The organism is Planctomycetia bacterium (genome assembly GCA_015075745.1).
Classification (GTDB): domain Bacteria; phylum Planctomycetota; class Phycisphaerae; order UBA1845; family UTPLA1; genus UTPLA1.
This window is the reverse complement of the sequence record JABTTW010000001.1, coordinates 688,671-713,691: the sequence shown is the minus strand read 5'-3', so window position 1 is coordinate 713,691 and position 25,021 is coordinate 688,671. Positions and strand designations below refer to the sequence as shown.

General features: G+C 63.6%; 17 protein-coding genes and 1 tRNA gene. 11 read left to right on the top strand and 7 right to left on the bottom strand.

Going from position 1 to position 25,021, the window contains the following annotated elements; all coding sequences use genetic code 11:
• The first annotated feature begins 4 nt into the window (after positions 1 to 4).
• Both fliD and fliS read left to right on the top strand, forming a co-directional pair.
• Positions 5 to 3,028 carry a flagellar filament capping protein FliD gene (gene fliD, locus HS101_02815; protein MBE7505196.1) on the top strand — a complete coding sequence of 1,008 codons (3,024 nt, stop codon included), beginning with the start codon at positions 5 to 7 and terminating at the stop codon, positions 3,026 to 3,028.
• A 106-nt stretch (positions 3,029 to 3,134) separates the two neighbouring features.
• Positions 3,135 to 3,605 carry a flagellar export chaperone FliS gene (gene fliS / locus HS101_02810; GenBank protein MBE7505195.1) on the top strand — a complete coding sequence of 157 codons (471 nt, stop codon included), beginning with the start codon at positions 3,135 to 3,137 and terminating at the stop codon, positions 3,603 to 3,605.
• 3 nt (positions 3,606 to 3,608) lie between these two features.
• Here fliS and HS101_02805 read toward each other — a convergent pair whose 3' ends face one another.
• Entirely contained in the window at positions 3,609 to 4,178 is a 570-nt protein-coding gene (locus HS101_02805) for a hypothetical protein (GenBank protein ID MBE7505194.1), read from the bottom strand.
• 242 nt (positions 4,179 to 4,420) lie between these two features.
• Between HS101_02805 and thrC the strand changes: the two genes are divergently transcribed.
• From thrC to HS101_02785, 4 genes are all read left to right on the top strand, one after another.
• Positions 4,421 to 5,644, top strand: coding sequence for a threonine synthase (thrC, locus tag HS101_02800; protein ID MBE7505193.1), 1,224 nt, complete (start codon positions 4,421 to 4,423; stop codon positions 5,642 to 5,644).
• Between the two features lie 128 nt (positions 5,645 to 5,772).
• Positions 5,773 to 5,846 (top strand) — tRNA-His (locus tag HS101_02795).
• A gap of 47 nt (positions 5,847 to 5,893) precedes the next feature.
• Positions 5,894 to 7,399, top strand: a complete 1,506-nt coding sequence (hisS, locus tag HS101_02790) for a histidine--tRNA ligase (GenBank protein ID MBE7505192.1) — start codon at positions 5,894 to 5,896, stop codon at positions 7,397 to 7,399.
• A gap of 21 nt (positions 7,400 to 7,420) precedes the next feature.
• The gene (locus HS101_02785) at positions 7,421 to 9,238 is read left to right on the top strand and encodes an aromatic amino acid lyase (GenBank protein MBE7505191.1); all 1,818 of its coding nucleotides are present in this window, start codon (positions 7,421 to 7,423) and stop codon (positions 9,236 to 9,238) included.
• A 36-nt stretch (positions 9,239 to 9,274) separates the two neighbouring features.
• Here the strand turns inward: HS101_02785 and HS101_02780 are convergent, their stop codons facing one another.
• Positions 9,275 to 10,522 carry a hypothetical protein gene (locus HS101_02780; protein MBE7505190.1) on the bottom strand — a complete coding sequence of 416 codons (1,248 nt, stop codon included), beginning with the start codon at positions 10,520 to 10,522 and terminating at the stop codon, positions 9,275 to 9,277.
• Positions 10,523 to 10,620: 98 nt separating this feature from the next.
• Between HS101_02780 and HS101_02775 the strand changes: the two genes are divergently transcribed.
• Both HS101_02775 and HS101_02770 read left to right on the top strand, forming a co-directional pair.
• On the top strand, positions 10,621 to 11,787 hold the full coding sequence (locus HS101_02775; GenBank protein MBE7505189.1) for a 1-deoxy-D-xylulose-5-phosphate reductoisomerase: 1,167 nt from the start codon (positions 10,621 to 10,623) through the stop codon (positions 11,785 to 11,787).
• Positions 11,766 to 14,429, top strand: a complete 2,664-nt coding sequence (locus tag HS101_02770) for a site-2 protease family protein (GenBank protein ID MBE7505188.1) — start codon at positions 11,766 to 11,768, stop codon at positions 14,427 to 14,429. The genes HS101_02775 and HS101_02770 overlap by 22 nt, the downstream gene beginning before the upstream one ends.
• A gap of 39 nt (positions 14,430 to 14,468) precedes the next feature.
• Here HS101_02770 and HS101_02765 read toward each other — a convergent pair whose 3' ends face one another.
• The 4 genes from HS101_02765 to HS101_02750 form a co-directional block, all read right to left on the bottom strand.
• Positions 14,469 to 15,482 (bottom strand): hypothetical protein, encoded by a 1,014-nt coding sequence (locus HS101_02765; GenBank protein MBE7505187.1) that lies wholly within the window; start codon positions 15,480 to 15,482, stop codon positions 14,469 to 14,471.
• 81 nt (positions 15,483 to 15,563) lie between these two features.
• The gene (locus HS101_02760; GenBank protein MBE7505186.1) at positions 15,564 to 16,319 is read right to left on the bottom strand and encodes an ABC transporter ATP-binding protein; all 756 of its coding nucleotides are present in this window, start codon (positions 16,317 to 16,319) and stop codon (positions 15,564 to 15,566) included.
• A gap of 39 nt (positions 16,320 to 16,358) precedes the next feature.
• A complete protein-coding gene (locus HS101_02755; protein MBE7505185.1) occupies positions 16,359 to 17,195 on the bottom strand; it encodes an ABC transporter permease in 837 nt (278 codons plus the stop codon).
• A gap of 144 nt (positions 17,196 to 17,339) precedes the next feature.
• On the bottom strand, positions 17,340 to 18,683 hold the full coding sequence (locus HS101_02750) for an AAA family ATPase (GenBank protein ID MBE7505184.1): 1,344 nt from the start codon (positions 18,681 to 18,683) through the stop codon (positions 17,340 to 17,342).
• 473 nt (positions 18,684 to 19,156) lie between these two features.
• Between HS101_02750 and HS101_02745 the strand changes: the two genes are divergently transcribed.
• Positions 19,157 to 20,644, top strand: a complete 1,488-nt coding sequence (locus HS101_02745; GenBank protein MBE7505183.1) for a bifunctional heptose 7-phosphate kinase/heptose 1-phosphate adenyltransferase — start codon at positions 19,157 to 19,159, stop codon at positions 20,642 to 20,644.
• 29 nt (positions 20,645 to 20,673) lie between these two features.
• On the opposite strand, the gene HS101_02740 is transcribed toward HS101_02745, so the two are convergent.
• Entirely contained in the window at positions 20,674 to 21,606 is a 933-nt protein-coding gene (locus HS101_02740) for an ABC transporter ATP-binding protein (GenBank protein ID MBE7505182.1), read from the bottom strand.
• A gap of 124 nt (positions 21,607 to 21,730) precedes the next feature.
• On the opposite strand from HS101_02740, the gene HS101_02735 reads away from it, so the two are divergent.
• On the top strand, positions 21,731 to 23,437 hold the full coding sequence (locus HS101_02735) for a hypothetical protein (GenBank protein MBE7505181.1): 1,707 nt from the start codon (positions 21,731 to 21,733) through the stop codon (positions 23,435 to 23,437).
• Between the two features lie 248 nt (positions 23,438 to 23,685).
• Positions 23,686 to 24,990, top strand: a complete 1,305-nt coding sequence (locus tag HS101_02730; GenBank protein ID MBE7505180.1) for a DUF4198 domain-containing protein — start codon at positions 23,686 to 23,688, stop codon at positions 24,988 to 24,990.
• Positions 24,991 to 25,021: the final 31 nt, after the last annotated feature.

Sequence of the window (25,021 nt, the reverse complement as noted above, 5' to 3'; positions counted from 1 at the left end):
CATTATGTCATCCATCTCCGCAGCGAACGGGCTGATCTCGGGCCTTCCGATTCAGGAACTTGTCGATTCGTTGATTTCGATTCAGCGCCGGCCGATTACGCAGCTTCAGACGCGGCTCACCGATCTGTCCAACCGTCGGGCCGCCTACCTTCAGGTCACGTCGCAACTGCTTTCGATTCAGAACCTCGGCACGCGGCTGGCGAACGCGGAGTTTTTCCGGCGATCGACGGCGACGAGCAGTAACGAGAGCGCGATCGTCGCGTCGGCGACGGCGGGCTCGGCGGTAGGGCAGTTTTCGTTCAGCGTGAAGAGCCTGGCGACGACGCACCAGTTGATTTCCAGCGGCTTCGCCACGGCGGATGCATCGCCGGTGGGCGCGGGGACGCTGACGTTTGAGTCGAGCCAGGGCACGGTGAACGCATCGACGCGGCTCGACACGCTGCGGGCGCAGGACGGCGTGCAGCGCGGCAAGTTTCGTATTACTGATCGGTCCGGGGCCGGAGCGGACGTCGATCTGACGACGGCGGGCACGGTTCAGGACGTGATTGACGCGATTAACTCCGCGGCGGGCATTTCGGTTTCGGCGCGGGTCGAGGGGGACCATCTGGTTCTGACCGATTTGACGGGGCTGTCGACCGGATCGCTGAGCGTGACGGAGATCGGCGGCGGCCGGACGGCGCAGCACCTGGGCCTGTTGGGGTCGAGCTCGAGCGGGATCATCACGGGACAGGACCTGGTGAGCCTGTCGGACTCGACGCGGTTGACGCTGCTTAACGATGGGAACGGCGTACGCACCAAGAAATCTCAGAACGACTTTTCGGCGACGCTGGCCGACGGGACGACGCTGAACCTGAGTCTGTCGCCACTGCTCAAGAGCGATACGAACCTGGCGTTGCTCAATCGCGGCGGCGGCGTGCCGGCCGGGAAGATCAAGATCACCAATCGGGCCGGCCTGGAGACGGAAGTCGACTTGTCGGCGGCCCAGACGGTGGGGGACGTGAAGACGGCGATCGAGTCGACGGTGCCGGGCGTGACGGTGACGATCAGCGGCGCGAAGCTGATTTTGAATGACGCGGCCACGGGCGACAAGGCCTTCAAGGTTGATGAGGTGGATGGTGGCATCACGGCCGGGGCGCTGGGACTGACGGGCACGGCGTCGAGCGGCACCCTTAGCGGCGGTGACATCTTCTTCGTTGAGACGCTCGGCGACGTTCGGCGGGTGATCAACCTCGCGGCGGGCAATGAAGGCAAGCTGGTCGCGGAGATATCGGCGGACGGACTGGGATTGACGCTGCGGGATACGACGGCGGGCGCGGGCACGTTCGAGCTGGCGGTGCTGAATGATTCGGGAGCGCTGGACGATCTGGGACTGACCGGCGCTTCGGCCGGGGGCGAGATCGGGTCGCGGCGACTACTGGCCGGGCTTAATTCGGTTCTTCTTCGATCGTTGAACGGCGGCAGCGGGGTGACGCTGGGAGAGGTGGAGATCACTGATCGCAACGGCGCGGTGGCGACGATCGACCTTGCGGGGGCGACATCGCTCGCGGATGTGATCAGCGCGATCAACAACGCGGGGGTGGGGGTGACGGCGTCGGTCTCGGATTCCGGCCTGGGGATTGTGCTTAAGGATACCAGCGGCGGGACCGGGAACTTCGTGGTGCGCGATGTGACGGGGAGCGCGGCGGCGGATTTGAAGATTGAAGTGGACGCGGCGGTTTCGCAGCGCGGGTCGGGCAATCTGCAACGGCAGTACCTGTCGGGCGCGACGCGGCTGAGCGACCTGAACGGCGGACGGGGGATTGTGCGGGGTCTTTTCAGGATAACCGACAGCTCGGGTCAATCGGGCGTGATCGATCTGACGCAGGGGAACGAGGTCACGCTTCAGGACGTGATCGACGAGATCAACTCGCGCGGCATCGGTGTGACGGCGCGGATTAACGACAACGGCGACGGGCTGTTGATTGAGGACACGGCCGGCGGCGGGGCGCAGCTTAAGATCACCGAAGAGGGCAGCACGACGGCGAAATCGCTGAACATTCTGAAGACGGCGGCCTCGGGCGAGCCGTTCATCGACGGGTCGTTTGAGCGCAAGGTGGTGATCTCGGCGTCGGACTCGCTCAACAAAGTCATCGAGAAAATCAAGGCGTCCGGTGCGCCGGTCTTGTCGGCGCTTCTGAACAACGGCTCGGGGTCGAAGCCGTTTCGACTGAGCCTGACGTCGAACCAGTCGGGGACGGCGGGACAGCTTGCAGTGGACACGGGGGCCACGGGGTTGTCGTTTGAGCAGCTTTCCTCGGCACGGGACGCGACGGTGATCTTCGGCGATCCGAACGCGGCGAACCCGGTGATCCTGAGCAGCAGCACGAACAGTATTTCGGGGGTGCTCGACGGGGTACGGCTCGATCTGATTTCGACGACGACGCAGCCGGTGACGGTGACTGTGTCGCGGAATGTCAATGCGATCGTGGAGGACATCTCCAGCTTTGTCACGGCGTTCAATGCGGTGATTTCATCGATCGACCAGCTCAGCAGCTTCAATGCGGAGACGGAGACGCGGGGGATTCTCAACGGCGACTCGACGACGCGGCGGGTTCGGGACCGGCTGCTGAGCATCATTTCGCGGGTCAATGAATCGGGCGACCTGCGGCAATTGAGCCGATTGGGTGTGTCGCTGCAGTCCGGGGCTTCGCTTCGGCTGGACGAGCAGAAGTTGCGCGATGCGATCGCGACGGACCCGCAGGCGGTGCAGGAGTTCTTCACCACGGAGAAGACGGGATTCGGCACGGTCCTGCAGGATGAGATCAAATCTCTGACTGAGGCGGACACCGGGGTGATCGCGCTGCAGGAGGACGCGATCCAGAGCTCCCAGGACTTGCTGACGAACCGGATCACTCAGCTTGAAACGCTGCTCGTGCGGCGTCGGGAGCGGCTGCTGGCGCAGTTCGCGGCGACGGAGTCGATTATTGCGCGACTTCAGACGCAGCAGACGGCGCTACTGGGCCTGAGCACACTTTCTACATCGCGCTAGTTTTCGGACGCCGCCGGGTGGTTGAGCGTTCTCGCCCGGGTAAAGCTCATATCGGTCTTGTCATGCGCCGATCAAGAAGCGGGAGAGGCAACGACAGCGCACCCATATGACTCAGAAAGCATCCGACGCCTATTTGCAGAACGCGGTGATGACCGCGACGCCCGAGCAGCTTCAGATGATGCTGTATGACGGGGCGATTCGCTTCGCGCGCCAGGCGCGTGAGGCGATGCTGGGCAAGGACCTGGAGACGGCGTGCGAGAAGCTGCTGCGCGTTCAGCGGATCGTGACGGAGATGAAGAACGGGCTTCGTCCGGAGATTCAGCCGGAGCTGTGCGAGCAGCTCGCCGGTCTGTACAACTTCGTGTATTGGCGGCTGGTTGAGGCGAACGTCCGTCACGAGCCGTCGTACATTGATGAGGCGCTTCAGATCCTCGAACATCAGCGCGAGACTTGGCGGCTGCTTTTGGAGAAGGTTCAAACGGCGAACGCCAGCGCGCGGGCGCCGGGCAGCACCACGACGCAGGGCCCGTCGCGCGGTGATTCACCCAAGCATCAGTCCATATCGGTAGAGTGCTGATTCCTATCTGGCGGGGCGGTTCTTCGCGTTAACGCGGCGCTTGCCGAGCAGCATGGCCATGCCCGCGACCATTCCCATCGGGACAATTCCGACACCACATGCACTTGAGATGAGTCCGGCGGCGATGAGGTCGAAGAGGCCGGGCTGAGCGGGCGGATCGACGACACCGGACGCTGTGGTTTCGTTTTCTTCGGCGAGGCTGCCGGCGTTTCCACTGGCGAGAGTGACGCGGCCGAGCACGACGCTGCGCGGACAGCCTGCGGGCGGGGTGAGGCGGTAGGTGAAGACCGTCGTTCCGCGGAAGTCGAGCTGCGGGACGAAGACGAAATCGAGCGGCGATGGGCCGGTTTGCTGGAGGATGCCGCCTGCGGGGAATTGAAAGATGCTGACGTCGCCAGCGCCGAGGTCGCTTACCAAGAGACGGAAGGCGACGGGGCGACCGGCGGGGACGATGACGGCCTGATCGCTTTGCGTCGGGCAGTTTTGCTGCGCGGCGGCGGTGGATGTCAGGATGATGGCACAGACGGCCGCTGCCCCGGCGTGGCGCAGGGCGCTTTTCGAATTCCCCCTCATGATCTCTCCCCCCAAAATGCAGCGTCCGCGCGACGGGGCACTTGCGGCCTATTGCGCTGGACGATCCCTCGATAGGACTATATGCCGCAAGAGAGGGGCGATGCGCGGGGAAATGCGACGATGCGACGGACGGTGGGCGGGGGAGGGAACTTATCGGCGCATGGGAGATTATGGGATGGGGCGAGGGCGGCCGGCGGGTGGGGGCGTTGCGTGGCGCGGGCCGGACCGGTAGCTTGTCGGGCATGCGATTCGTGAAACAACTTTCGTGCGTGGTGTGCGGCAAGTGCGCGTCTGCGCCCAAGTCGGCGGGGACGTGTCCGGCGTGCAATGACGCCTTTGCGATACTTGATATTGAGTATGACATGCCGCGGGTGGCGATGAGCATGACGCGGGCGTCGCTGGAGAATCGCCCGCTGAATCACTGGCGGTATCACGAACTGCTTCCGATTGAGCCGGATGAGGAGGCGTTTGCGTGGCCGGTGGGGTGGACGCCGATCATGTACACGCCTCGGCTTGCGGAATGGGCGGGGTGCCGGGCGCTACGTATTAAGGATGACGGGAAGAATCCGACGTCGAGCTTCAAGGATCGGGCGTCGTCGGTGGGGGTGCTTCATGCGCGGCAGGCGAAGGCGACGCGGATTGCCTGTGCATCGACGGGTAACGCGGCGAGCAGCCTGGCGGGGTATGCGGCGATGGCGGGGATGCCGGCGACGATTTTCGTTCCGCAGCGGGCACCGGAGCCGAAGGTTGCGCAGCTTTTAATCTATGGGGCGGACGTGCGGCGGGTGCGGGGGACTTATGCGCAGGCGTACGATCTTTGCACGGCGGAGTGCGACAAGAACGGGTGGTACAACCGGAACTGCGCGATCAACCCGTACCTGGTCGAGGGCAAGAAGACGTGCGGATTGGAGATTGCCGAGCAGACGGCGGGGCACGAGCCGGACTGGGTGGTGATCAGTGTCGGCGACGGTTGCACGATCGCGGGGGTGGCCAAGGGGCTCTTGCAGATGAAGGAGCTGGGGATCATCGGCAAGCTGCCGCGCGTGCTGGGCGTTCAGGCGGCGGGGATGGACCCGGTGGCGCGGGCGTTTGAGACGGGGGAATTGCCGAAGGACTTTTCGGGGCAGACGCTGGCGGACAGCATCGACGTGCCGGTGCCGCGGAATTGGCGCAAGGCGATCAAGTTCACGAAGCTGACGAACGGGGCGATGGTCCGCGTGAGCGATGAGGAGATCACCGAAGCGATGAAGTCGGCGGGTCGGCTGGCGGGCGTCTTTGCGGAGCCGGCTGCGGCTGCGGGGATTGCGGGGGTGCGGCGCGCGGTGATGGACGGTGTGATTGCGAAGACGGCGGACGTGCTGGCAGTGGTGACAGGGAACGGGCTGAAGGACATCAAGACGGCCATGTCGATTGCGGGTTCTCCGACGGAGGTCGATCCGCTGCCGGATCGTGCTGCGTCGGCGTAGGGCGGGGCGCGGTTCGATTGGTTGGATCGTGCCGGTGGGCCATTGGTCGACACGGGGATGAACTTTGCTAAGATAAAGCGTCCTGCCTGAGGGCTTTGATGGGCCCAGTGGGCGGGAGCTGGTTTTACGCCGGTGTAGCTCAGTTGGTTAGAGCGTCTGATTGTGGATCAGAAGGTCTCCGGTTCGAGTCCGGGCACCGGTAGTCACTTAGCGGCCGATCAGGCCCCTCCCAGGATTCATGGAGGTTTCGTGTCGGAGAGGAATTCTGCCCGTCTGTTTCGCGGCCTGCGCGATTTATTGCCGCAGGAGATGGCCGCGCGCCAGTGGCTGATCGACACGATCCGCGGGGTCTATGAGAGCTATGGGTTTGTGCCGCTGGGAACGCCGGCGGTGGAATACCTCGACGTGCTGACGGGCAGCGGCGGCGAGGAATCCAGCTCTTCAATTTTTCATGTACGCAATCCAGATGACCCTCGCGAGAAAGACGCGGGCGAGCGGCTGGGGCTGCGCTTTGATCTGACGGTGCCGCTGGCGCGGGTGGTTTCGCAGTATCGCGAGTTGCCGCGGCCGTTTCGGCGGTATCAGGTGTCGCCGGTGTGGCGGGCGGACAAGCCTGACCGGGGGCGGTTTCGCGAGTTCATTCAATTCGACATTGACTCGGTGGGGGTTGAGTCGTTTCTGGCGGACGTCGAGATCATCTCGGCGATGTGCGACACGCTGACGGCGCTCGACGTCGGGGCGTACCAGGTGCGATTCTCCAGCAGGCGGGTGCTGAACCTTCTGCTGAAGTATGCCGAGGTGCCGGACACGTTTGTCAGCAGGCGCGGCGGACCGGTTGAGGCGACGGCGAACGAGGAGATCGCGCGGGTCGGCTCGGACGTCTTTCGGGTGCTGGACAAGCTGGACAAGATTCAACTCGAGGGTGTGCGCCGCGAACTGACGACGGGCTACAAGGATAAGTCGGGCGACTGGATCTCGGGGCTGGGCTTGTCGAATGAGCAGGCGGACCGCATTGAGCAGTTCATTGCGATTCGGGGCGACCGGCGCGATGACGTGCTTCGGCAACTCACGGAGCTGTTCAGCAAGGTGCCGGGTGCGCAGGAGGAGATCGATTTACTAGGGCGGATGTCGCGGCAGCTTGCCAACCTGGGCTATGGGGACGATCGGGTGACGCTTGATCTGAGCGTGGCGCGGGGGCTGGCTTATTACACGGGGCCGGTGTTTGAGGCGATTCTCCTGGATGCGCCGCAGTTCGGGTCGGTGATGGGCGGCGGTCGGTATGACGAGCTGGTGATGCGCTTTCTCGGCGAGAAGGTGCCGGCGACGGGGGCGTCGATCGGGGTGGATCGACTGCTGGCGGCGCTGGTTCATCTGGGCCGGGCGCCAATGCGGAAGTCGACGGCGCAGGTGCTGGTGGCGGTGCTCGATGAGGCGATGATCGACGACTACCTGGCGATGACGTATGAGCTTCGGCGGGCGGGTATCCCGACGGAAATGTACCTGGGCTCGAAGAAGGGAATCGGCAAGCAATTCAAATATGCGGACCAGATCGAGATTCCGGTCGTGGTCGTGTGCGGCGGCGACGAGAAGGCGCGAGGGACGGTGACGCTGAAGAACATGGGCAAGGGGAAGGAGTCCGCCGCGAAGATCAGCGACCGTGCGCAGTGGGTCAGCGAGCGTCCGGGGCAGATCGAGGCGCCGCGCGGCGACCTGATTGAAGCGGCGCGGGCCATGTTGCAGGAATCTCAGTCATAACTTCCAGAGGAGCAATGCGGCATGGCGGCCGGCCATCCATCACAGGTTGAGCTTACCGGCAGTGACCTGTCGATCGAGGCGCTGGCGGCGGCAGCGCGCGATCCGGCGGTGCGGGTGACGTGCTGTGCCAAGGCGATGAAGCGGGTCGAGCGCTGTCATCAGGAAATTGAGACGATCGTCGGCCGCTATCGGGAGGCGTACGCGGCGGGGAAGCGCGGCGATGAATTGCCGCATGTCTACGGCATCACAACGGGGTTCGGGGAGTTCAAGACGATCCCGGTCGATCCCGATCATTTCGGCGAATTGCAGGCGAACATTCTGCGCAGTCATTCTTCCGGGGTGGGCGACACGACGGATCGCGACGACTTCGGCAATTATTTTCCGGCGGAGGTGGTTCGGGCGGCGCTGGTGATCCGGCTCAACACTTTCTTGAAGGGTCATTCCGGGGTGCGGCCGGAGATGGCGTTTTTTGTACGCGACATGATCAACGCGGGGGTGATTCCGCTGGTGCCGACGCGCGGGTCGGTCGGGTCGAGCGGCGATCTTTGTCCGTTGGCGCATTTGTTTGTGGTGATGCTGGAGGAGGAGACGGCCGGGCGGTTTTATGTTGCGGCGAGTCGTGAGGATGTACGGCGGAGCCGGGGCGAGGCGCTTTCGGCGACTCGGCTTCGCGAGACGATGGCCGGGCGACTCAAGCATGGCGACGACTGGCGGATTCCCAAGCCGAGTTACAAGGACGGGCTTTCACTGACGAACGGGGCGGCGTTCTCGGCGGCGGGGCTGGCGCTGGCGGTGCACGACGCGACGGAGCTGGCGAACACGGCGGACGTGGCGGCGGCGATGACGCTGGAGTCAGTCTGCGGGCGTACGCGGGCGCTGGATGAGAAGGTGCATCGGGTGCGGAACATGCGCGGTCAGGCGGACAGCGCGGCGAATATTCTGCAGGTGCTGACGGAGGGGAAGCTGGTCGATCTGAGCGAAGAGGTGCAGGACGTCTATTCCGTCCGCTGCGCGCCGCAGGTTCACGGGGCGAGTCGCGACGCCATCGCGTATGCCAAGATGGCGGCGCTCGCGGAGATCAACGCGGCGACGGACAACCCGCTCTTTTTTCCGGATGAGACGGGGCCGTGCGACATGACGCGCGGAAACTCGGGCGCGACGCATCCGAACGTGGACGGCCGGGCGTACTCGGCGGGGAACTTTCACGGGCAGCCGGTCGGGTTGGCGGCCGATTTTCTGGCGATTGCGGTCGCGGAGTTGGCGAACGTCTCGGAACGGCGGACGCAGATGCTGCTCGACAAGCATCACAACCGGGGGCTGCCGGCGAGCCTGACCGCGAACCCCGGCGTGCATTCGGGATTCATGATCGCGCAATACTGCGCGGCGGGTCTGGTATCTGAGAATAAAGTGCTGGCGCATCCGGCGAGCGTGGATTCGATCCCGACCTCGGCGAACTACGAGGATCATGTGGCCATGGCGTCGATCGCGGCGCGCAAGGTGCGCACGGTGCTGACCAACACGCAGAGCACGCTGGCGATTGAGCTGATGGCGGCGGCGCAGGCGCTGGACTGGCGAATTCGACTGCGGTCGACTCCATCCGACGGCGGGACGGTAACGGCTGAGGCGTTTGCAACGGCGCGGGCGGCGTTTGGGAAGGGATTGTCCACGGGGAGTGCCGCGGCGCTGGCATGCATTCGCGGGGTTGTCGGGCCGCTTTGCGAGGACCGGGTCCTGGCAGAGGACATTCGGGCCATGCGCATGCTGATCGAGGATGGGGCGATTCGGTCGGCGGTTGAGTCGGCGGTCGGGGCGCTGCGACCGATTGATCCACTTCGGTAGACGTCATTTCGAAATCAACATTAATCGCAACGCGGCCTAGGGAAGCAGGCTGAAGTAGGTGGCGCTGAAGGCGAGGCAGGCGAGGGTCCATCGCCGGCCGCGCGGGGAGACGGTGAACGGGGCGATGACGATGAACCAGACGGGAATGAAGTCGAGGGCGTAGCGGAAGTGGCCGGCGTCGTTGGAGCCGGTGACGTGGTAGAGCAGGAGGCCGGCGATGACGGGGAGCGAACCGAGGACGAGTGCCCTGCAGGTGGCATCGGCCCACCATTTGCGGAGGGTGACGAAGATGGCGAGGAGGAGGGGGGTGGTGAACCAGATGGAAGCGCCGTCGCGTCCGGCGATGACGGGTTGCACCGCGCCGCGGCGGATGTCGAACGAGGGGATCTCGGCGTTCATGGCCCAGGCGTTATGGGCGAGGTAGCGCAGGCCGAAGAGCTGCTCCTGACCGCGACGGCCGATGGGGTCGGTCCGGCCTTCGTAGATGCGCGAGTAGCCGGTGTCGAAGGGGTTCCCGAATTTCAGGTAGTTGAGCGTCATGGGGAACAGGGCGATGAGCAGCACGCCGACCACGGCGGTTCTCATGGGTCGTTTGCTCGAGGCGGCTGCGCCTGTTCGCCAGGCGATCCACAGAAGCGGCAGGGCGTAGAGCACGGTCAACTGGCGCGACCAGGCGGCGAGTGCCAGACCGATGAGGGCGGGCCAGATCTTTCGGGGGCCGAGCAGGTCGGCGCACATGATGAGCAGGCCGGTGACGGCGAGGGCGTGGTTGATGAAGTAGATGCTGCCGCCCTGGGCGGCGCCGCGGCATTGCTCCAGCACAGGAAGCAGACTGGTGCCGACGAAGAGATAACCGGCGAGCACCGCGCCCCAGACGGTTGAACGAGTTGCCTCGCGAAAGGTGGCGAACGCGGCGACGACGAGGGGCATGGCGACAAACAGGACATAGAACGGCGCGTGGAAGGTGCCCTTGGGGCCGCCGCCTAACTCCGTCAGGGTTGTGCCGACGAGTGAGATGAGGACGAAGGCGAGGCCGACGACGTTGTAGCGGTGTTCGCCGACGCGAGCGACCTCGTAGGTGTTTTCGGTGATGTGGAGGCGGCCATCTTTCCAGGCGACGGCCTCGTCGAGGGCGGAATTGGACTGGCTCTGGACGTGCCACTGGGTGAGTCGCACACGATGGCCGATGGAGAGTTGCAGGGCGACGAGGAAGAGGATGAAGACGCCGATGACGTGCAGGCGGGACTGGCGGGGGGCGGATTGAATGGAGGATGGGTCGACCACGGATGGATTATACCGCCCCCGGATCGTATTACGGTGTTCGATCCGTGAGCCAATGCCGCCGCGTTTTCAACTGCTCATCTGGCCAGTAAGATCACGCCATGCCCAAGCGGGTCATCATTCTCGGTTCCACCGGGTCCATCGGTTGCAATGCCCTTGCCGTGGCGGAGAGTCTGCCCGGCGAATTTGAGATTGTCGGGCTCGCGGGTCTGCGCAGCTGGGAGAAGATGGCCCGGCAGGTGGCGCGTCATAAGCCGAAGGCCGTGGTGCTGACGGAGTCGGACGCGGCGGAGCATCTGGCCCGTCGATTGCGCGAGGAACACTCGCACACGCAGGTGTGGACCGGGGCCGATTCGCTGGTTCGGCTGGTGAAAGAGCTGGACGTCGATTTCGTTTTGTCATCCATCGTCGGGGTGGCGGGTTTGCCTGCGACGCTGGCGGCGGTCGAGCGCGGGGTGACGGTCGGCCTTGCCAACAAGGAGTCGCTGGTTGTCGCCGGGGAGCTGATGGTTTCCGCGGCCAGGAAGAGCGGGGCGAAGCTGCTGCCGGTCGACAGCGAGCACTCTGCGGTTTTCCAGTCGCTGCACTCGGGAAAGATGGATGAGGTCGAGCGCATCTTCCTGACGGCATCGGGGGGACCATTTCGGACGTGGCCGCTGGAGCAAATGCGGACCGCGTCGGTCGAGGACGCCATGCGTCACCCGACGTGGGCGATGGGTCCCAAAATCACGATCGACAGCGCTACGATGATGAATAAGGCCCTTGAGGTGATCGAGGCCAAGTGGTTGTTTGATATCGAGCCGGATCGTATTGAAGTCGTGATTCATCCCGAGTCGATCATTCATTCGATGGTCGCGTTCCACGACGGGTCGATCGTCGCCCAGATGGGCCGTCCGGATATGCGGACGCCCATTCAGTATGCGATGACGTACCCTCGGCGGCTGGCGGGCTGCGGCGATCGGATGGATTTCTCGCGACTGGAGCGGATGCACTTCGAGCCGCCGGATTTGGAGCGATTTCCGTCGCTGCGTCTGGGGCACGAGGTGGCGCGGCTCGGCGGGACGGCCGGGGCGGCCATGAACGCGGCCAATGAGGCGGCGGTGGCGCTCTTCCGCGAAGGGAAGATCGGCTTTCTGGATATTGCTTCCGTTACTGAGGACGTCCTTCGACGTCATCGCTTTGAAGACCTGCCGAGCATCGATGCGCTGATGCGGATCGACGGCTGGGCCAGGAAAGAGGTTAACGAATGTTGCGCGGCGAAGAGTTGAAACGTCGAAACGTCGAAGCGTCGAAACGGCGAAACGGCGAAACGTCGAAAGGTCGAAACGTCGAAATGAAGGCCGAAGCGCATCGCTTTGCCCTTCCGTGCCTGCGCGCCGCGATGGGATCGTGGGTACGGGGTTCGCGCGGGGCGCGGATGACTCTCTTTGCCGTGAGTACGCCGCTTCTGCTGATGGCGGTGGGGGCGATGCCGGAGTGGGCTTCGACGGCTTGGTCTTACATTCTGCTGATTCTCGGATTCTCGCTGGTCATCTTTGTACACGAGCTGGGTCATTTCGTGGCGGCCAAGTGGGCCGGTGTTCGTGTCGAGCGGTTTGCCATCGGCTTCGGCAAGGAGCTGCTTGGTTTTACGCGGGGCGAGACTCGCTATTCGTTTAATGTTCTGCCGTTCGGCGGGTATGTGAAGATGCTCGGTCAGGAGGACTTCGTCGTCGACAAGTCCGGCGAGCTGAAGGTGAAGGAGAATCCCGACTCGTTCACCAACAAATCAATCGGCCAGCGGATGGTCATCATCTCCGCCGGCGTCATCATGAACCTCATCTTCGCCGCTGTCGCGTTCGGCATCGTCGTCATGGTCGGCAGGCCCCAGTGGCCCTCCGTGGTCGGCACGGTGCTTCCCGGTTCGCCCGCGGCCGGGGCCGGTCTGCAAACCGGCGATCGGATTACCGCGGTCAACGACAAGGAAGTGAAGAGCTTCGGCGAACTCAGCGCGGCGATCATGCTCTCCGATCAGGGCGAGGAGCTCGTGCTCGATGTGCTTCGCGACGGTAAGCCCGTTACGCCGAAGCCGACGGTTCTTCCCGCTTTCAATGAGAATCAGGAGACGCGGCAGATCGGCGTCAGTCCGGGCATGAATCTGCGCGCGTGGCTGCCGTCGCTGCGCGGCGGTTCCGAGCCGGGCCCAAATGAACTTCATCAGGCGGACGAACTATATGCCGTGGTTGAAAACGGCGTGGCGCGGCCGTGCAAGGACCTCGGCGAGTTTCGCAGGGTGATCGTCGGCGCGCGGGGCGCGCCGGTCGAGCTGATCGTCAACCGGCCCGACGAGCCGGAGAAGCTCTCGATGCAGGACCTGCTGAAAAGCGACCTGAAGGTCGAGAGCAAGCCCGTGCATATCACCGCCCGGGCGCTGTGGACCGTGGTGCCGGAGAATCCCGCCGAACTGGGGACCGGGTCGCTGCTGGGCTTTGTCCCGCGCGTGCGCGTGCTGCATCCGGATGAGAACAAGTCGTTTGCGCTGGCCGGCGTTCGTCAGGGTGACGTGATCGCCAAGCTGGGATCGCAGGCCTATCCCGATTATGCCACGGTGAAGAAGACGATTGAGGCCGGCGCGGGCGAGCAAATCGCGCTGGAGGTTTCGCGACCGTATGACGCCAACGGCGAGCTCAGCGCGGCGATTGTTCGATTCTGCGTGGCTCATCGTGAGGCGTTTATCGCCGCGGCGCTGACGTCGGTGTCCGAGGCGGCCGGGCTCATCGAGTCCAAGGCGGCTGAGGCAGGTCTTAGCCAGGCCGATCGCGAGAAGCTCGCACAGCACGTCGCCTCGATGAAGACTTCCGACGCGATGCGCAAGTGGCTCGAATCCGTGGATATCCACAAGCTCGATCCGCTGGTGCCCAAGGCGCCGTTCTCGCTGTTCGGCAGCGGGTCGCCGCCGACGATTGACGCGACGCTGGCGCCGATGGATGACGAGCATCTGATCGTCGCCGCGGTCGTGAATCGGGCGGACGGTCGACCGACGCCTGCGAAGGCCGCGGGCATTCCCGCCGGCGCGGCGCTTGTCTCGTGCGACGGCAAGCCGCTGTCGAGTTGGAGCGAGCTGTCGCGCATCTTTGAAGACTCGGCCGGCAAGACGGTGGAGCTGACCTACCGCGTGGTGGACGAGATCAAGACGGCGAAGTTCAACGTGCCGATGTGCGTGACGGCCGCGCTGGACATTCCGCCGGGCGCACGGATCGTGAAGATCGACGGGAAGTCGTCATTCGCCATCAAGGGGGCCGACGGTGAGTCGCACGAACTGGCGCTGCCGGATTGGCGGGCCATTCGCGCCGCATTTTCCGGGATGGTCGGGCGCACCGTTTCGGTTGAGTATGTGACGCGCGAGGGGGCCGGCGTGCAGGGGGAATACGCCGTCGCCGAGGACAACATCGATCCGTGGCTGCAGCGTGTCTTCTACACCGAGCCGTTTATCTGTTATCAACTGGTCGAGCGGAACCGGGTGACAAACCCCATCGCCGCGGTCGGCATTGGATTTCAGCAGGCGTACGACGCGACACTGCAGACGGTTTTGGCGCTGAAGCACATGATCTTCACGCGGCAGGTGGGGCTGAGCAAAGTCAGCGGGCCGGTGGGGATGATTCGCCACGGCGGGGCGATCGCTCAGAGCGGGGCGGTCGATTTGTTGTGGTACCTGGCGCTGATCTCGGCGAACCTCGCGGTGATCAACTTCCTGCCGATGCCGATCGTGGACGGCGGGCTGTTTCTGTTTCTGGTGCTGGAGAAGATTCGCGGCGAGCCGGTGAGCATCAAGACGCAAGTGGCCACGCAGCTTGTGGGCATCGCCCTGATCGCCACGGTGTTCATCCTGGTGACTTACCAGGACATCAAGAACTGGATCACCGGGGCCTGACGGCGTCGGGTGAGCACCGGGCGCGCGTCGTGTGACGCCTCATAGCTTGAATCTGAATCCGTCCTTCTTTACGTTGTCGAGGACTTCGCGCATCTGGTCGAGCATGAGCGTCAGACGCTTGGCCGACAGGAGCATTTCCTCGTAGAGCCGGTCATCGGTGAACATCTTGCCGACCGTTCCGGTTTTGTCCTGCATGAGCGCGACGGTCTGATCGAGCCGCTTCAGGACGCCGGAAAGGTCGTCGGTCGCCGAGGCCAGCTTCTGTAGAAGCGTGCTGAGGTCCGCGGCGACCTGTTTGCCCTCGCCGCTGATGTCGCGCACGTTTTCCATCGCCACAACGCCTGCCTCGGACATTTTGCGGCCGTTGGCCAGGACGGCGCTGAGATTCTCCTGATTCTTCGGATCGCCCATGACGGCGTTGAAGGACTTCATGGCGGTGTCGATTCGCTGAATGAGCGTATCGAGATTGGCCGTCACGCTGTTGGTGTCCACTTGACTCATCGATCGTGACTCCAGCAACCGACCCAGGTTCTCGGCGGCGGGTCGAAGTGCGTCCGCCAGCTCGCCGATGTGCAGGGCCGCCGACTGGAAAGTTACCTGCATGTCCTTGGGGATGAGTTGATCCATGCGCGGCAGCATGGTGCCTGAGATGGTTCCGGTGCCGTCCATCGGAATTTTTCGCTCGTCGGTCGGGTCGGTCACGACGATGCTGATCGGCGGCTTGCCCAGCCCCATCAGGTTCGGCCAGACTCGCATCTCACAGGCCGCCGGCAATTCGAGGCCTTCGACCGCCACGACCACCACGACGCCCTTGGCCAGGTTTTTGTCGTCGGCGAAGACGAGGGACTGGGTTTCTCCGATCCGCTTGCCGTTGAGGGTGACGGCTTGTCCCTCCTGGATGCCTTCGACGCCCTCGGGAAAAACCACGTTCAGTTTATAGGTGCGGACGAGCAGCGACCTTCCCCCCCCGAAGGCTATGATCAGGCCGCCGAGACTGACAATGCCCATGAGAACGAAAAAACCTACGATGGTGGTGTGTTGCTTATCAGACATGTCGAATCCTCTTCCTGCCTTCGCTGGCGCTTCCGGGCCACGCATCCGTCCGGCGTCTCTGACGAAATCATCGCTTGATTCCTAGGCATCCAGCGCGGCCAGGTCCTCGGGATTTGCACGGCCGTCGACGAACCGCCGTACGCGTGGATCGTCGGTTTCCTTGAAATACTCCGCCGTGCCATCGGCGATGATCTTGCCCTTGCCCAACATCACAATTCGATCGGCGACCTTGTATACACAGGCCATGTCGTGGGTCACGACGACGCCGGTCACGTGCATCTCGCGTTTCAACTTGAGGATCATCTCGTTGATCACGTCCGATCGCACAGGATCGAGTCCGGTCGTCGGTTCATCGTAAAGTACGACCTCGGGATTAAGGGCGATCGCCCGGGCGAGGGCGACGCGTTTTTTCTGGCCGCCCGACACTTCACCGGGCTTTCGATTCTGAAGGCCGTCGAGACCGACCATGCGGAGCTTCTGAGCCACGGCGTCCTGAAGTTGCTGTGGCGAAAGCTGAGTGTGCTGGGCGAGGGGAAAGGCGACGTTTTCGCCCACGGTCATCGAGTCGAACAAGGCGCCCATCTGGAAAAGCAGCCCGAATCGCTTGCGAACCGCGACCAACTGATCTTCCCCGAGGTTGTCTACACGGCGGCCGTGGAAATAGACCTCTCCGGAGTCGGGTTTCATGAGGACGACCATGTGCTTGAGCAGGACGCTTTTACCCGTGCCGGACTCGCCGATGATCACGGTGGTCTGTCCCCGGCGGACCGACAGATCGAGGCCGTCAAGCACGATCAGGGATCCGAAGCGCTTGGACACGCCGCGAAGCTCGATCAGGACATCATCTTCTTTGGGGTTGTCACTCACGCAGTTGTCTTAGAGAAAAGTGCGGAATCCGTAGAGCTTGATGCTTATCGATTGAAGGGCCTCGGCGAGGAAATAGTCCATCGTCAGAATGGCCATGAACGAAGTCACGAAGGCCTCGGTGCAGGCGCGGCCCACTCCCTCCGCCCCCGCCCGACAGTAGAAGCCCTTATAGCAACTGATGAGTCCCAGGGCGGCGCCGAAGAAGAACGACTTGAGGATGCCGGAGAACAGATCGAAATTTCCCACGGACATGCGCGTGTAGTCCCAATAGGGGCCGTTATCAACGCCGCGTTGAATGACGGAAATGAACCAGCCGCCCACGGAACCGGTCATGTTGGCATAAATGGTGAGGATCGGCGTCAGCAGGAAGCAGGCCAGGACGCGAGGCACGACCAGATAGCGGACAGGATCGACGCCCATGCTCCGCATCGCGTCGATTTGCTCGGTGACTTTCATGGTGCCGAGTTCGGCGGTGAGGGCGCCGCCGACGCGTCCGGCCAGCATGATCCCGGCGAGGACCGGCCCCAGCTCACGCACGACGGAAATGTTGACCACCGCGCCCATTCGCTCCTCAAGGCCGACGGCTCGAAATTGCTCGATGGCCTGGACGGCGAGCACCATGCCGACGAAAGCGCCGGTGATCAGGATGACGGAGAGCGATCGGTAGCCGACTTCGAAAAGCTGGGGCATGAGCAGCCGCCAGAGCTGCGGCCGGTGCAGTTCCCGCAGGGTGCCGACGAAGGCATGCCAGGAAAAAATCGAAAAACCACCCAGATAATGCGAGACGTGTCGCAGGAATGCCAGCGGGGAAAGCGGAATGGAAGCCTGATCGTCCAAGATGCAGATTGCTCCGTCCTGATCCCCCTGTCTTGTAGCAGTTTGTAGTCGCGGGGATGCGGGGAGTCAATTTCAGCGGGCTGATTGCGGCGTCAATACGGCGTCGAACGCACGATAATTACAAGGCAAAGGGGGCGCGCCTACAGGGTGGAATCAGACCAGTTCGACGACGCTGTTGACATCACCATAGGGATTCGTGGTCATGCGAGGATTCGCCGGGTCGCGCATCCAGTGGCCGTCCACCACGTAGCGATATTGATAGCGGCCCGGGCCCAAGGGGAGTCTCGCGTAGAAGGCGCCGTCGCGCAGATGGGTCATCGGCGTTCGCTCGGGATTCCAGTCGTTGAAGTCGCCGGCGATGCGAACCGAGTGTGCGCCGGCGGCGGCGACCACAAAGGCGACGCCGTGCTCGACGGCGCGGGGTCCATAGATCAGCTCGATCTTTCGATCGGCCGCCGCGTGCGGTGAGACGGTCTCGGCGGCGGCGGGGGATCCGGTTCGCCGGCCCGGTCCGAGCAGGGTTTCGGTGGTGGCGAGCAGCTTGCTGGCGTTGGCCGCGAGGGCCTCGGCGCGGTCGAGCAGGGCCTTCTGACCTTCGGGCTTCTGATCGGCCAGGACGGCAGCGGTAGGGGCGCTTCGCGAGGTGAGTGTGGCGGTCGCGGTGGACGATGCCGTGGCTGGGGCCGATTCAACGACCTCGGCGGCGGCCGGTTCGGATGCGGACGACGCCTTTTCGAGGGAGATCAACTCGCGGGCCAGCTTGACGAAGTCTCGACAGCCGCTGGAGGCGGGGTCGTATTCGGTGATGGGCTGGCCGAGGCTGGTGCTCTCCTTCAGCTTGGTGTTGAAGTTGATGAAGCCGGCGAACATCGATCCGCCGTGGCGCTTGCGCAGCTCGGCGAGGATTTCCCGGGCGAGCTTGGTCCGGACGTCGTAGAGATTGGCGACGATTCGGACGGTGGGGCTGCGACCGGCGATCTCCTTCATTTCGGCGATGGTGTCGAGCTGCTTGGAGAGACCGTGCAGCGAGAAGTAGCCGGTGTCGACCGGGACCATGATCTCGTCGGCGGCGGTCAGCGCGCTTTGCGTGAGAAAGCCGATGGTCGGCGGCGTGTCGATGAGGACGAAGTCGTACTTGTCCCTGGCGGCATCGAGAACGCGGGCCAGCTTCTGCTCGCGGCCCTGTACGCCGGCGAGCTTTTGTTCGAGCTTGGATAAGTCGGTCTTGGAGGGGATCAGGTCGAAGTGGCTGGAAATCTGCCAGGTGACGCGGCCGAGGTCGATGGGATCGGGCGAGCCTTCGGAGAGCAGGACGTCGGCGATGCTGACTTCGACCTGTTCCTCTGGAACCAGGAGACCCAGGGCACAGTGGCCCTGTGGATCAAGGTCCACGGCCAGTGTCCGCTGTCCCTCGCGGGCGAGGCATGCGGCGAGATTAATGACGATCGTGGTCTTTCCACAACCGCCCTTCTGGTTCGCAATGGCGATGACTCTCATCGTTCGGATCCCCTGTCGCTCGTGCTGCCGCGGGACTCCGCATGCCCCCTTTGAGTAGAAAGTGGGGTCCAAGCGGGTCCGAAACAGCCGATAATGTCTGTTTCGGCTTCCCAGTACTGATTCCTTGAGTTGTTATGAGACGAAGTGGCCCTCAGGCGGCTGAAATCGCGGGTTGGCGGCGCAGGATAGGCCGGATGGGTCCGGTGGGGAGGGGTGTGTTCGATCGGATAGGCGGGGACTGCGTATATAAATGCTTGGTGCGCAGAATATTAACACAGGGGCGGGCGGGTCCTGCGTTCGTTCGGACGGCGGGTATCACCCCCATCGCGTTTCTTGTTACCCCTGCCCGGCACCCCTAGAATCGAATTCTGTTCGCCGAGGAGACAAGTTCAGTCCCGGTATTTCGCACCCATGAATTCGGTCGGCTCCTTGCCCGGAGTCAGGCCGGTGAGCTTTCAGATAATCACAACACCATGATCAAGACCTGGGAACGACTGTGTGAAATCGTGGATCTTGGCGTCGGCCGCGAGGTTCTCCTTGTGGGCGACTTCATGATCGATCGTTATTTGTACGGCGACGCCGAGCGGATCAGTCCCGAGGCGCCGGTGCCGGTACTGCGGGTCGTGCGCCACCAGGATGCATTGGGCGGCGCCGGTTCGGTGGCCGCTGACATCGCGGCGCTGGGGGGCATTCCGCACTGCGTCGGCATCGCGGGCGTCGACGCGGACGCCGATCTGCTACGCGCGCTGCTGCGCGGCGTCGGCGCCGATGCAGACGGCATCGAGTCCATCGCCCATCGGCCGACGACGCGGAAGACGCGCTTGATCGGTCTGGCGCAGCATCGCCACCGACAGCAACTCATACGCATCGACGACGAAAACGCGGACCCGATCGACGCTGCCGCCGCCGAGCGGCTGATGCAGACGGTCAGGAAGCTGCTCGCGAAGTGCCAGGTGGTTTGCATCGAAGACTATAACAAGGGCGTCATCACGCCGGGCTTGGCGCAGGCGGTGATCGCCGAGGCGAAGGCCCGAGGGGTGCCGGTTCTGGTCGACCCGGCGAGCACCACGGACTACAGCCGCTATGCCGGTGCGACCGTCATGACCCCCAATCGCACCGAGACGGAAAAGGTCACAGGCCTGCGGCTGCGCAACATGGACGCGGTGCTGGCCCATGCGGCGGTCATTCTGGAGAAATGCCGGACGGAGTCGGTGTGCGTGACGCTCGATGCCGATGGCGCGGCACTGATCGGGCCGGGGGGGTCGTTCGAGCACATTCCCACGAAGACGCGCGACGTCTATGACGTGACCGGCGCGGGAGATGAAGTCCTTGCGGCGATGGCCGTCGCGGTCGCCGCCGGCGCTTCGCTTCGCGAGGCGGTGAGCCTGGCCAACGTCGCCGGGGGGCTGGAAGTGGAGAGGTTCGGCTGTGTGCCCATTACCCGTGACGAGGTGATTGGCGAGATCCTCCTCGATAATCATCAACATCTTGGGAAGGTGCGAACGCTCGATCATCTCCTGCCGGAACTGGCCCGGCGCAGGTCGCGGCAGGAGCGGATCGCCTTTACCAATGGGTGCTTCGATCTGATTCACGCGGGGCACGTGGCGAACTTTCGATTCTGCAAGCAGCAGGCCGACATCCTCGTGGTGGGGCTTAACTCCGATGCGTCGGTTCGCAGCCTGAGCAAGGCCGACGATCGGCCCATCGTCGGGCAGGCCGACCGTGCCGCAGTGCTGGCAGCCCTGGCGGACATCGACTATGTGGTCATCTTTGACGAGCCGACGCCGCAGGCATTGATCGAAGCGGTGCGGCCGGACGTCCTTCTCAAGGGGCAGGACTGGAATGGCAAGACCATCGCCGGGCAGGAATTCGTCGAGCGCCACGGCGGCAAGGTGGTGCTGGTGCCGCTCGTCGAGGGTCGAAGCACCTCCGCCCTCATCGAGAAAATCCGCCGCGTCTGACCGAGGTTATGGTCGGCGATCGACGCGGATCAATCTCGCAGCACTCGCCCGGTTAATTCGAGGAAGACGGTCTCCAAGTTTGCTTCCTGCAATCTGATCGAGGTCGGTTCGATGCCGCACTCGTGGGCGAAGCGGGCCGCCGAGACGATGACCCGATGATCTCCGGCGGCGCTGAGCCTCGCGGCGTCGCCCTCCATTTTCCAGGCGATTCCACCCATTGCCGCTGACAACTTGGCGACACTCGCTTCGCAGAGGCCCTTGCCCTGCAGGATGACGTCGCGCTTGGTGTCGACGCGCGAAATCAGCTCGTCGAGGGTGCCCATGGTCAGGATGCGTCCGTGGTCGATGATGGCCGTGCGATCGCAGAGCCGCTGGGCTTCTTCCATGTAGTGCGTGGTGTACAGGACCGCTTTACCCTCGGCGGCGATCTGCTCGATCAGCTCGAAGATATGTACCCGGGCATGCGGATCGACGCCGGCGGTCGGTTCGTCCATCAGCAGGAGGATGGGGTCGTGAAGCAGGGCAGCGGCGATGTTCAGCCGCCGCTTCATCCCACCGGAGAACGTCTTGACCAAGTCGTGTGCGCGATCCTTCAATCCCGCGCGGGCGAGCACCTCGTCGGTCCGCTGCTTGAGCAGGTTTCCGGTGACGTCGTACAGCCGGCCGATGAGCGACAGATTCTCCTGCGCGGTCATGCGCTCGGCGAGGCTGATTTCCTGGGGCACGTAGCCCAATCGGCGCTTGTAGCGCTCGGCGTCGTCGGAGGCGATGCCATCCACCTGAACGGCGCCGGTGTCGGGCCGAAGCAGTCGGGCGATGATGTTGATCGTGGTGGATTTCCCCGCTCCGTTTGGGCCGAGCAGGCCGAAGACCTCGCCGGCGGCGATCGAAAAGCTCACGTCGACGACCGCGGTCGTGCCGTTGTAAGACTTGCGAAGATGCTCGACTTGAAGAATGCTCACCGTCCTGCTCCTGTGCTTCGGACCGGGCCGCGATTGTAGCAAGCCGCCGCCCGGCCGCACGCGGTCCCGGATTGGTCCATACACCGCTTGCACCAATTGCCCGAATCGCCTTTGCTATTCCACCATGTCGCCAGAAGAGATGGTCGAAGCCCTGCGAAATGCCCGGACGGCGGTGGGGCGGGGGCCCCGCGCGGAGAAGATGCGGCTGCTGCGCGAGCTTAGTCGCGAGCCGATCACGACGGCCCGGCTGCTTCGGGCGTATCACGATCTGCTTTTGTTTCTCGCGGCCTATCCGGACAGCGCGGCGCTCTTCAAGTTGGTGGAGGGCGAAATGAAGCGCCTGGCATCGATCGTGAAAGTGAGACCGGGCCTTGCGGCTCGACTGGTTGATACCGGCATTGCGAACACGGAGATCGTACACCCGTTCACACTGGATATGACGCGCTGGCTGGTGGGCCGACTGGGCGCGGACGTCGAGCTGGACTGGGACGACGGCTCGCTCGGCGAAGCGATGGACGAGTTTCTCCATGCGCTTGTTCCGACCGTCGAGCGGGACGGTCTCTATGCCGATCATCTCACGACGCAGGAATGGTTCGCGCTGGCGAAGGGGAGCCGTCGCGCGAGCGATGCCGGGTGGCTGGTGGAGCAGTTTGGCCGATTGGAGGGGCCGGCGAGCCTGCCAGATCACGCGTTCGATTCGCTGAGTGTCGCCGTGCGCTGGCGGCTTCGCGCGGCGGGGTTTTCGCGCACGACGGCGCGTTTTCCGCGGCGTCCGATTTTTTATCAAGAGGAGCCGATTCTCCGGCAGATCGACCTGAGGTCGCTCGTCGCCAAGCGATTGGGCCCGCCGAAGTATCTCGCTCGCCGCCGGGCCGAGGAGGTCCTCGATGCCTGCCGAACGACACTGTGCGTCCGGCATCGGGAGATCGACACGCTGACGTATGCGAACCCCGGCGAGGTGGCGCTATATCGGCTGGAACGGGGCATCGATGTGGCCGTCTTCGGCATGACCCCGGAGCGGCGGCTGCCGATTGAGAGTTATTTCGGGTTCATCGTGGCACGCAATCGCGTGCCCATGGGGTATGGCGGCGGGTGGGTGTTTTTCGAGCGCTGCGAGATTGGCGTGAATATCTTTGACGAGTTTCGCGGCGGCGAGTCGGCGTTTGCGTTTGCCCAGGTGATTCGCGTTTACAAGTGGCTCTTTGGCGCGACGCGATTTTGCGTGGACCCGTTTCAGTTCGGGGCGGGTAACCGCGAGGCGATCCATTCGGGGGCGTTCTGGTTTTACTATCGCCTCGGCTTTCGGCCGATTGACGCGAAGCTGCGGGCCCTTGCGGATGAGGAAGCGGGGAAGCTGCGGGCGAGTCCGCGACATCGAACGTCGGCGCCGATGCTAAGGAAGCTTGCACGGGCGAAGCTGGGACTGTCGTTTGACGAGGCGGTCGATCAGTTGCCGGAACTGGATCTGACGAAGCTCGGCCTTGCGCTCACAGCGGAAATCGGCAAGCGGTTTCGCGGCGATCGGCGACGCGCCGAGGAAGAGTCGGCGCGCGATGTCATGCGAATGCTGAAGACTGGAAGTATGAAGGAATGGTCCGCCGAAGAGCGCGACGCTTTTCGCCGACTCGCGCTGATGGTTCATCCGCTCAAGGCGGTTGCCCGGTGGCCTCGCCCGGCGAAGGACAAACTTCTCAAGGCGATGCGCGCCAAGGGCGGCCCCCGGGAGCGCGACTATGCGACTAGATTACAAAGAATTCCCGAGTTGCGGTCCGCACTGGCCCTGCTTGCGGGCGCTGCGCCGGAGGGGAGCAATTCTATTTCCTCATCATGATTAGACGAAGAAAAAGACCAGGTCCAGAATGGCGAAGATCAATTGAATGATGAAGTCGAATAAACTCATGCTCAAAGACCTTTCAAAGGGCGAGGCAACAATTCTATCCTCGTTGGACACCATCGGGCGAATAGGGTTGGAGGCGAATGGAAAATCCGGCTTGCCCGAACCGGCAAAAGCTGCGACCTGTCGTGGCCCCGGGCATATAAGCCGCAGAGTCCATTGTCGCCAAGAGGGTGTCCTGGCCTGTGAATTCTAAGAAGAAGCACCTACTGCGTCTCATAAACTGCGTCTGCCTCTTTGGTTGCGCGCAGGCGGCCTCCGCCCATGATTCGTGGCTTATCACCGACCAAAACAAGCCCAACAAGGGCGACGAGGTCTGGCTTTCGTTCGTGACCGGCGAGGAATTTCCGCTGGGAGACAAGGCGACCGCCCCCGGACGGGTCGCGTCGTTTGTTGATCTGACCTCGGACCAGCGGACCGACATCACCGGCTACCTCCCGCAGGACAAGGGGCTCTCGGTCCGGCGAAAGCTCACGACCGGTGGCATGCACATCATTGGCATCGCCCTGCGGCCCAATCTGATCACCATGAAGCCTGACAAGTTCGAGGCGTATATTCGCAAGGAGCGCGCGGAGGCGGCCGTCGAGCGGTTCACCGCGCGCGATGACAAGCAGGCCGAGGTCGTCGAGTCGTACACCAAGTTCGGCAAGACGATCATCAGCGTGGAGCCCTCCGAGTCGGGCGACAAGTCATTCCGAAAGCCGCTGGGTCATCGGCTGGAGATCATCCCGCTGACGAATCCCTGTGCTTGGAAGGTCGGCCAGACGGTCAAGATCGAGGTCCTGCTCGACGGCTACCGCTGGGCCAACGTGCCGGTGTCGCTGGGGTACGAAGGGGCCGGCGCGCACGCTTACGCCGTGCAAACCAAAACCGACAAGGACGGCGTCGCATCTTTTCCGCTGGCTCGCGCGGGCCACGCGTTTCTCAAAGCCCACGTCATTCGGCCCTTAGCCGATCTGAGCAAGGCTACCTGGGAGAGCTACTGGGCGAGCTTCACGTTTCGCATTCAGGGCGACTCGCGCATCTCCGACGAGCTGCGGTCTATTCGTGGCGTTCATGGGGAGCTGACGCCAGGAGCGGTGCTTGGTTATCGAGCGGGCGCGGCGGCACTGGCGGAACTGGGTCTCGATCGCGGGACGGAGGCGCTTCGCGTCGTGCATGCGTGTCCGCCGAGTGTCAGCCTTGCGTCAGTGGCCGATGGGATTCAGGCGGCGACCGGCGCAACGCTGGGGCGATTGAATCTGGAACTCTCGCCGGTAAGCCGGGCGGGCGACACGCGAACGACCTTTGTCGACCGCTCCTCCGGCCAGAGCCTCGATGTGCGATTCCCGCTGGAAGTGATTGATGAGATTCAGTCGGCCAGCGAGCCGTTCGACGTCGAGTCGCTGGCGCTTCGGCTGGCGACGATGCCTGACGAGATGCTGTTCACCATGCGGCCCGTTGAAACATCCCCGCGCGATCCTGTTCTTGGCGCCTTAAGCCGCCGGTGATCGATCTCGGCCCTGCCGATGCACCAATCGT

Bases quoted from the DNA above. Each gene is read 5' to 3' on its own strand.
- fliS (MBE7505195.1), top strand. From the start codon at position 3,135: ATGACTCAGAAAGCATCCGACGCCTATTTGCAGAACGCGGTGATGACC.
- HS101_02765 (MBE7505187.1), bottom strand. From the start codon at position 15,482: ATGTCTGATAAGCAACACACCACCATCGTAGGTTTTTTCGTTCTCATG.
- HS101_02785 (MBE7505191.1), top strand. From the start codon at position 7,421: ATGGCGGCCGGCCATCCATCACAGGTTGAGCTTACCGGCAGTGACCTG.
- thrC (MBE7505193.1), top strand. From the start codon at position 4,421: ATGCGATTCGTGAAACAACTTTCGTGCGTGGTGTGCGGCAAGTGCGCG.
- HS101_02745 (MBE7505183.1), top strand. From the start codon at position 19,157: ATGATCAAGACCTGGGAACGACTGTGTGAAATCGTGGATCTTGGCGTC.
- HS101_02770 (MBE7505188.1), top strand. From the start codon at position 11,766: ATGTTGCGCGGCGAAGAGTTGAAACGTCGAAACGTCGAAGCGTCGAAA.
- HS101_02735 (MBE7505181.1), top strand. From the start codon at position 21,731: ATGTCGCCAGAAGAGATGGTCGAAGCCCTGCGAAATGCCCGGACGGCG.
- HS101_02775 (MBE7505189.1), top strand. From the start codon at position 10,621: ATGCCCAAGCGGGTCATCATTCTCGGTTCCACCGGGTCCATCGGTTGC.
- HS101_02750 (MBE7505184.1), bottom strand. From the start codon at position 18,683: ATGAGAGTCATCGCCATTGCGAACCAGAAGGGCGGTTGTGGAAAGACC.
- HS101_02805 (MBE7505194.1), bottom strand. From the start codon at position 4,178: ATGAGGGGGAATTCGAAAAGCGCCCTGCGCCACGCCGGGGCAGCGGCC.
- fliD (MBE7505196.1), top strand. From the start codon at position 5: ATGTCATCCATCTCCGCAGCGAACGGGCTGATCTCGGGCCTTCCGATT.